6 protein-coding genes are annotated in these 8,089 nt (G+C 66.3%); 3 read left to right on the top strand and 3 right to left on the bottom strand.

The genetic code is table 11. The features are described from left to right. Positions 1–42: 42 nt before the first annotated feature. Together ON45_RS12550 and ON45_RS12545 are read right to left on the bottom strand one after the other, a co-directional pair. Positions 43–2,883 (bottom strand): molybdopterin-dependent oxidoreductase, encoded by a 2,841-nt coding sequence (locus tag ON45_RS12550; RefSeq protein WP_051062985.1) that lies wholly within the window; start codon positions 2,881–2,883, stop codon positions 43–45. A 25-nt stretch (positions 2,884–2,908) separates the two neighbouring features. After that, a complete protein-coding gene (locus ON45_RS12545) occupies positions 2,909–4,441 on the bottom strand; it encodes a 4Fe-4S dicluster domain-containing protein (protein WP_040494330.1) in 1,533 nt (510 codons plus the stop codon). 136 nt (positions 4,442–4,577) lie between these two features. On the opposite strand from ON45_RS12545, the gene ON45_RS12540 reads away from it, so the two are divergent. Further along, positions 4,578–5,477 carry a LysR family transcriptional regulator gene (locus tag ON45_RS12540; RefSeq protein WP_040494329.1) on the top strand — a complete coding sequence of 300 codons (900 nt, stop codon included), beginning with the start codon at positions 4,578–4,580 and terminating at the stop codon, positions 5,475–5,477. Positions 5,478–5,518: 41 nt separating this feature from the next. Here the strand turns inward: ON45_RS12540 and ON45_RS12535 are convergent, their stop codons facing one another. Further along, positions 5,519–5,731, bottom strand: a complete 213-nt coding sequence (locus ON45_RS12535) for a hypothetical protein (RefSeq protein WP_040494328.1) — start codon at positions 5,729–5,731, stop codon at positions 5,519–5,521. 77 nt (positions 5,732–5,808) lie between these two features. Between ON45_RS12535 and ON45_RS12530 the strand changes: the two genes are divergently transcribed. After that, on the top strand, positions 5,809–6,729 hold the full coding sequence (locus tag ON45_RS12530) for a LysR family transcriptional regulator (protein ID WP_040494332.1): 921 nt from the start codon (positions 5,809–5,811) through the stop codon (positions 6,727–6,729). 66 nt (positions 6,730–6,795) lie between these two features. Continuing rightward, entirely contained in the window at positions 6,796–8,067 is a 1,272-nt protein-coding gene (locus ON45_RS12525; RefSeq protein ID WP_051062984.1) for an MFS transporter, read from the top strand. Positions 8,068–8,089 lie beyond the last annotated feature (22 nt).

The following is an 8,089-nucleotide window of genomic DNA, read 5'->3' as shown; positions in this document are numbered from 1 at the left end:
CCATCCGGTGTCTGACACCGGATGGTTCACGATGGCGGGCGGTCAGAGTCGGTAGGCGTCGATGGTGGGTTTGAGGGGGCGGGCGTACCAGAGCGGACGACGGAGGCCCGAGTCGTTGGTGGTCCCGGCCGGGCGGGTCTTGGCGATCCACTCGAGGTATGCCTCATGCGACTTGGCCGTGTCGACGACGACATCGCCGTACTCGTCACCGACCTCGGCCGGGGTCACCCGGACACGTTGATGCCAACACTGCATGCCCGAGATCGGGTCGGGCTGCACGCAGAACGTGGCGTTCTGGTGGACACCGGTGTCGTGCCACCAGATGCGGCCGGTGTCGGGGTCGGACGATTCGTAGGAGTGGTTTCCACCTTCGCGACGCAGCTTCCAGGTCGAGCCGCCCTCCGGATTGGCCGACGAGGTGATGTTCGCCTTCCCCCCGGCCCAGTTCCGACCTTCGGTCTCGTCGAGCCGCCAGCGGCCCATGTGATGCGACGCCGCGACGACCCCGGGACGGATGCCCTCCGTACGCCACGCCTGGATCACGAAATGACCGATCCGAGTGCTGATCCGGACGAGTCCGTTCTCGTCGATGTCGAGTTGCTCGGCGTCTTCGGGATGGATCCACAGCGGGTGTCGATGGCTGATCTCGTTGAGCCACTTCGAGTTCGACGAGCGAGTGTGGATCAGCGTCGGGATGCGGAACGTCGGGAGCAGGATCCGCTCGTTCCCGGCGATGTCCATGTCCTCCCAGTGGACATGGCTCGGAATCCACTTCGGCGTGGAGTACTCCGGCCAGCCCCAGTCCTTCAGCGTCGTGGAGAACAGTTCGAGCTTCTTCGACGGTGTGGGGAACCCCTCCATGATCTGGCCGTCGACTTCGACCGCAGGTGATCCGTCGCCGAGCTTGGCGAGTTCGGTCGCGGCGAACGATCCGGGTGAGCCGTCGAACGTGCCGATCGTTCCCGGCTTCCGGAAGACACCCGACGCGTCCTGCGTGCAGTCGGCCACCGCCTCCGCCGCCACCGCTTTCTCGTACGGCCGGTACGGGTCGGTCGGTACGGCGTACGCACCCCGGTCGCGCATGTAACTGAGCGGATCCTGGCCGGCTTCCGCTGCAGCGTCGGCCAGACCGGGCACCTCCTCGGCGAAGATGTGGCCGTAGTACTCGTCGACGCTGATCGGTTCGCCGGGACGCTCGTCGGACTCGAACCACTTCCGGATTCCGAGCGAGCCGTCGGGGTCGATGCGCCACGACAGGTCGATCCAGAACTCGTTCTCCTCCCACACTTCGCCCGGGTTGTATTCGTGACTGCGTGCGTCGGGGCCGACCGGTTCCCCGTTCTTGATCTCGGCGTACCGCCGGAACACCGACTGGCGGAAGCCGATCCAGCGGCCGGCGTGGGTCTCGAACGAAGCGACGTCATGGCGTTCGGCGCCGACGCCCATCGGCAGCACGTAGTCGGCGAACCACGACGTCTCCGACCACGTGGGTGCGAGCGCGACGTGACAGTTCACCTTGCCTCGGTCCTTCAACGCTTCGAGCCAGGTGAACCCGTCCGGATTCGTCCAGATCGGGTTGTAGACGCGCGAGAAGTAGGTGTCGAGCGTGCCCCGCCCCTCGTTGAGGAAGTGCGGCAGCAGCATCGACATCTCGTGGTACGCGAGCGGGTACTCCTTCGGCCAGTTCAGCTCGTTCCACTTGTCGAGCGGCGGCGCTCCCTTCGGCTGATGCGCCGAGAACTTGTTCCAACCGTTGCCCGACGTGCCGCCCTCGGTCGCGACCGAGCCGGTGAGCACGTTCAGGAAGAACAGCGAGCGTGCGACCTGCCAGCCGCCGTAGTTGCCCGCTCCGGCGGCGCGCCAGTTGTGGCTGGCGAACTTGGTCGGGTGCTTGCCGATGATCGTGGCGATCTCGCGGATCTGGGTGGCGGAGACGCCGGTGACACGCTCGGCTTCCTCGGGGGTGTATTCGCGGTAGTGGTCCTTCAGCGCCGCATCGACCGAGTCGAACGTCTGCGGCAGTTCGGGATACAGCTCGGCGAGGAAGGTTTCCCAGTTCACCCACCGCCGCACGAACTCCCGGTCCCAGGTTCCGTTCTCGAGCAGCAGGTGAGCGATCGACAGACACAGGAACGCCTCGGTGCCGGGCCAGGTCGGGAGCCAGTGGTCGGCCTTCGAGCCGGTGTTCGACAAGCGGGGATCGACGCAGATCACGGTGGCGCCCTTGTTCTGGGCTTCGATGATCCGCTGCGCGTGCGGATTGAAGTAGTGACCGGCTTCGAGGTGCGACGAGATCAGGAAGATCACCTCGGCGTTGGCGAAGTCGGACGACGGGCGGTCGTGACCCATCCAGCTCTGGTATCCGATGCGTGCGTTCGACGAGCAGATGTTGGTGTGGCTGTTGTGCCCGTCGGTTCCCCACGCCTTCAGCACCCGATCGGCGTAGCCATCCTCACCGGGTCGGCCGACGTGGTACATGACCTCGTTGTGCCGGTCTTCGGTGAAGGCGGTGCGGATGCGTTCACCGATCTCGTCGAGCGCCTGGTCCCAGCTGATGCGCTCCCACTCGCCCGAACCGCGCTCCCCCATCTGCTTCAGCGGATACAGGATCCGCTCGTGGTCGTAGATCTGGTTGAGCGTGGCCGGACCCTTCGCGCAGTTCCGTCCGCGGCTCGCCGGGTGTTCGGGATTTCCTTCGATCTTCGCGATGTCGCCCGTCTCGTTGTCGACGTACGCGAGCAGTCCACACGCCGCCTCACAGTTGAAGCACGTCGTGGGTACGAGGGTGTAGTTGCGTTCCTTCTTGTCCGGCCACGCCTTCGCGTCGAGCTCGGTCCAGTCGTGCCACTGGGACTGCGGCGGATACTTGTTCAGATCGGTCATCGAAGACTCCCTGCCCGATGTCCACTCATGAGAGGGGGACGGATTGGCCGGCGCGGACGAAGGCGGTTTCGGACAGCCACATGCCGACCACGGCGGACAGTCCTCCGAGGGCGACCAGGATCGGTGAGTCGCCGCCCCCGGCGAGCGCCACGATCGCGCACAGGGCGGGCAGGACGAGGCCGAGAATGTTGCCGAGTCGGAACCACTGCTTCTGGTCGCCCGTCGTCATCGAGGCGATCGCCAGCTCGACGTGGCGGCTGCCGTGCGACTGCAACTCCACCCAGGTCAGAAACGCCACCGCAGCGAGGCCACCGAGCAACGACCACCACACCGCGCGCTGCGACGGAATGGCCATGAACACGTCGAGCACCGCATACGCCGCCGACCCGGCCACGACCGCGCGTGCGAGCAGCAGCGGAAGCAACAGCGGGGTCTGCCACAGGTCACGACCTTCGCACTGCGCGAACAGGAACGCGGTGTAGCCGGCGGTGGCGGCGCCGAGCAGAGCTGCGGGAATCGCCAACACCTTCAACGCGTTCGGAACGTCGGCCAGTCCGAAGATCCACCACAGCCCGCAGACCGCGGCGAACGCACCGAGCACGTAGGCCCCCTTCACCAACCACGACGAGAAGTTCGACCGCGTCAACAGGAAGAGGAACCGCCCCGGTTGCTTCAGGTCACCGATCAGCAGGACGCCGGTGATCGCCAGGAACACACCGGCGACCATCGGCGGAACGACACCCACGGCCGCTTGCTCGTCGGCGTGACCGAGCACGATCATCAACGTGGCCATCAGCATGATCCCGCCGGCGATCGCCTTCGTCACGAGGTACCCGGACACCATGCGGTCCCAGGTCGTCTTGTGCGAGGTGGTGTACGCGGTGCGGGCGACGACGCCGGGATCGCCGTGACCGTGCTCGTCGAGTTCCGGAAGTCGGCGGTGGTTCGCGGTCGTGTCCGCCCAGATCATCCCGTCTGCACTGATCTTGGTCCGGGTCGGGTCGAGCGACGCCTGATCGGCGCCCTTGTAGTACACCTTCGGCTTCGTGTTCTGTTCGGGAGAGCGGACCGCCACGTCCTCACGGCCGATCAGCTTGAGGTTCGCGTCGTTCGGGTCATCGAAGTCGACGACCTTGATCGCCTCGGTTGGACACACGACCACACACGACGGAGCGAGGTCCATCTCGACACGGTGGTTGCAGAAGTTGCACTTCTGCGCCGTGTTGGTCTCCGGGTTGATGTACAACGCGTCGTAGGGGCAAGCGTTCATGCACGACTTGCAGCCGATGCAGTTGTCGTCCTGGAAGTCGACCACGCCGTTGTCGGCACGAAACAGCGCGTTGGTCGGACAGATCGTCATGCACGGCGCGTCCTCGCACTGATTGCAGCGCATGACCGAGAAGTGACGACTGGCGTCCGGGAACGTCCCGGTCTCGATGTACTTCACCCACGTCCGGTTCACACCGAGCGGCACATCGTGCTCGCTCTTGCACGCAATCGTGCACGCGTGACAGCCGATACACGAGTCGCTGTCCAGCAAGAAGCCCAGCCGCGTCATCGATTCCTCCCCCGGACCATCGGTCCAGTGTCCCCCAGGTCGAACCGGACCGCTAGCCCCCAATCGGCTGTGAGGTCATAGATCCACTCGATGACTGGTCATAGACCTGTTCTTGCTCACGACTACGATTCCCGTGATGCCGCTGCCACCGAACGTCCCGGAACTGGCTGCGCTCGACCTCCTGCGCAGCGTTGTCCATCTCGGCAGCATGTCCCGCGCCGCCGAACTCCATCGGATCACGCAGCCTTCGGCAAGTAGCCGCATTCGCTCCCTGGAACGCCAATTGGGCGTTCGGGTCCTCGACCGGTCTCCCACCGGGTCACAGCCGACGCCCGACGGCCAACTCATCGCGGGATGGGCCGACGAGGTACTCGGCGCGGCGGAGCGTCTCGCGACCGGCGTGGAGTCGCTCCGGGCCCACCGCACCGGCCTCCTGCGCATCGCGGCGAGCTACACGATCGCCGAGTACCTGCTGCCACCGTGGCTCGATCGCTTCCTCGACGACCGTCCTGACGACTCGGTCGTCGTCGACGTCACCAACAGTCGCGCGGTCCTCGATCGACTCGATGCGGGCAAGGTCGACCTCGGCTTCGTGGAGTCACCGACGGTTCCTCCGACGATCCGTGAACAGCTCGTCGGGACCGACGAACTGATCGTCGTGGTGGCCCCGCGACATCGATGGGCACGCGTCGACTCGATCGATCTCGCCACCCTTGCATCGACACCACTCGTGCTGCGCGAGGTCGGTTCCGGAACACGCGACGCGCTCGATCAGGAGCTCGCCCGGCTGGGCGTACCCGCTCCGAGTTCGGTACTCGATCTGGGTTCGATCTCGGCGGTGCGAGTCGCCGTGATCAACGGTTCGTCACCAACGGTGATCAGCCGGCTGGCCGTCGCCGAGGACCTCGAGCGCGGAACCCTGGTGGAGGTTCCGGTGGACGGGCTGAGGATCGACCGACAGCTCCGTGCCGTGTGGTCGAAGAAGGTCGAGCCGTCGCGGCTCGCCGTCGACCTCCTCGAACACCTGGCTCCATGACCGAAAACGCACGTTGGTGACCGGCACCGACGAACAGGTGATCAGGCGGCGCGGGAGAGGTGGATCACGATGCGGCCGAGGGCGCGCTCGCGCACCGGACGCGGCTCGAGCTCGTCGGCGACGACTTCGAGCAGTACGCCACTGACGGACTTCGCCCGCGCCGCCTCGTAGAGCGCGTTGAGCCCGTCCTTCTGGGCCGCGAAGCCTTCGGTGACGACGTGTTCTGCGAGTTCCTGTGCTGCGATCGGGGCCATGCGTGAAATGCTACGCATGCTTGGTCATGATCAAAAGCGACGATTCCTACACATAGTGATCAGCTATTCTGATGATCATGCCCTCGTTGCGCGACACCGACCCGCGGCACCTGGCCGCGCTGGTCGCCGTCGCCGACCATGGCACCTTCGCTCGGGCCGCCCAGGCGCTCGGCTTCACCCAGTCCGCAGTGAGTCAGCAGATCGCTCAACTCGAGCGCGCCGCCGGAGTCGCACTGTTCGACCGACCCAAGGGCCCGCGCCCCGCCGAGTTCACGTCGACCGGTCAGATCGTGCTGGAGTGGGCCCGACGCTCCCTCGCCCGCGTCGACCAGATGGATGCGCAGCTGGACCTGCTGCGACGAGGCAGATCCGGCCAGCTCATCGTGGGCACCTTTCAGTCCGCCTCTGCCGAGCTCCTCCCGAACATCCTCGGCGCCATGCGCGACCACGTCCCCGACGTCGATGTCCAGTTGGACGAGACCGACGACCTCGACGCGCTCATGCGCGAGGTTCTCCAGGATGAGATCGACCTCGCCTTCACGATCGATGCCGACGACGACCCGCGGATCGAGATCGACCTCCTCGGCTACGACCCGTTCGTCGTGCTCGCTCCCGCAGAGCGTCCCGCGCGACAGTTCGTGACGGTCGCCGACCTGAACACCCGGCCGCTGATCGGCCAACCCGGCGACGAGACCGGCCAACGTCTGATCGACCAGCGGCTCACCGGTGCCGGGATCTCCCCGGACTACGCCTACCGGTTCCGGAACAACGCTGCGGTCCAGAGCATGGTCAGGTCGGGAATGGGATGGGCGGTCATGCCGTCGCTCGCGGTCGACCACGACGACCCCGACATCGCGGTCCTCCGACTCGACCCACCGCTCCACCCTCGAGCGATTCAACTCATCCGACGCTCGGGGCGGACGTTGCTCCCCGCCGCCGCCGACTTCCGTTCGATCGCGAAAAAGGTCGGTCGCGGGCTCCTCGAGGCGCGCGCGTAGCACCAGTCACGGCGGCGGAAACGCAGCCGATCCGGTCCCTCGCAGAATCGATAGCGTCGCCTCCCCATGTCCGCAGAGCCGACGACGACGAGTGAGGTTCTCCAGATCCCCGCAGTGCGTCTGTATCTCGTGTCGACAGCGTGTGCCGCCGTCGGCCAGAACGTGCTGCTGACGGTCCTGTTCAAGCAGGTGTTCGACATCACCGGCGACGAGTTGGACATCGGTCTCATCGGACTCGCCCAGTTCATCCCTGCGCTGTTGCTGGTGCTCGTGAGCGGCTGGGTGGCGGATCGCTTCGACCGCCGCCGCGTGTCCGGGCTGTTCCTCGCGGGGCGGGGGCTCTGCGCGGTTGCGTTGATCGTCTTCACGATGAGCGGGTCGACCGATGTGTGGCAACTGTTCCTCATCGCCTTCGTGCTCGGGACCGCCGACGCGATGGTCGCGCCGGCGCGGCGCTCGATGGCCCCGTTCCTGACGCCGAAACGACTCTTCCCGGCGCTCATCGCGCTCTGGACGGCGACGTTCACCGGATCGGCGATCATCGGGCCGATCATGGGCGGGTTCATCTACAGCGTCGGTGCGTCGTGGGCCTATCTCCTCGCCGCGTTCCTCCAGTTCGCGGCGGTGATTCCGCTGCTCGTCGTGCACTACCACCGCACGCCGGAGCGGATCACGGAACGCCCGTCCTGGTCGAGCGCGGTCGAGGGGCTGCGCTTCGTGCGACGGACCCCGGTGGTCCTCGCGACCATCTCGCTCGACCTGTTCGCGGTGCTGTTCGGTGGTGCGATCGCGCTCATCCCGGCGGTCGCGGAGGAGCGTCTGGGCGTCGGCGACATCGGCTACGGATGGCTGCGCGCGGCGCCGGGGATCGGCGCGGCAGCGATGGCACTGTGGATCGCCCGCCGGCCGCTCACACGACGCGTCGGGCCGACGCTGCTGACCGTCGTGGCGATCTTCGGACTGGGCCACATCGTGTTCGGTTTGACCCGGAACTACGCGGTCGCGTTCATCGCCCTCGTCGTCGTCGCCGCGGCCGACATGGTGTCGATGAACATCCGCGGAGCGATCGTCCCACTCGTCACACCCGACGAACAGCTCGGACGCGTCAACGCGGTCGAGGGCGTGTTCATCGGCGCGTCGAACGAACTGGGGGCGTTCGAGAGCGGTGTTGCTGCTCGCGCCTTCGGGTTGCCATGGGCGATCGCCGGAGGTGGCTTCATCACCGTGGCGATCGCCGCCGGATTCGCGTTCGTCTTCCCCTCGCTCCGCAAGATCGACACGTTCGACGAGCTCAGCCCGCCCGAGCCCGAACCGGACACCGAACCTGCGGTCTCGTGAACAGTTCGCGCACGGAGCGCGG

It is taken from the genome of Ilumatobacter nonamiensis YM16-303 (assembly GCF_000350145.1).
In the GTDB taxonomy this organism is placed as follows: Bacteria; Actinomycetota; Acidimicrobiia; order Acidimicrobiales; family Ilumatobacteraceae; genus Ilumatobacter_A; species Ilumatobacter_A nonamiensis.
This window is presented reverse-complemented; position numbering and strand designations above follow the sequence as displayed.